Origin of the sequence: Corynebacterium sp. HMSC074C01 (assembly GCF_001814605.1) — a bacterium.
Classification (GTDB): Bacteria; Actinomycetota; Actinomycetes; order Mycobacteriales; family Mycobacteriaceae; genus Corynebacterium.
The window spans coordinates 1-268 of the sequence record NZ_KV817252.1 but is presented as its reverse complement, the minus strand read 5'-3'; the positions used below and the strand labels follow the sequence as shown (position 1 = coordinate 268).

The 268-nt window shown below is 51.1% G+C and carries 1 pseudogene; it reads left to right on the top strand.

The features are described from left to right. Positions 1-257, top strand: a pseudogene (locus HMPREF2978_RS13320) (transposase); the annotation flags it as partial. Between the last annotated feature and the right edge of the window lie 11 nt (positions 258-268).

Here is a 268-nt window from a genome sequence, read left to right as displayed (position 1 = left end):
ATGCGTTAGAAACCTATGATGATATCCAGCATGCACAGAAGGTCATCGGCAGGATTATCGACGAATACAACAACCGTGACCGCCACAGCGGGCTTAATGGATACACACCTAATGAAGTGTATTCAGGCACGTGGCGCGACATCCTTAAACATCGCCAAGCAAAGGAAACCGTCTACTACGCGACACACCCTCACCGCAGACCCCGGACATCCGTCTACAAGCCACCACCTAAAACGGACCTGACCCCTGTTTGGTAGACACCTGATAT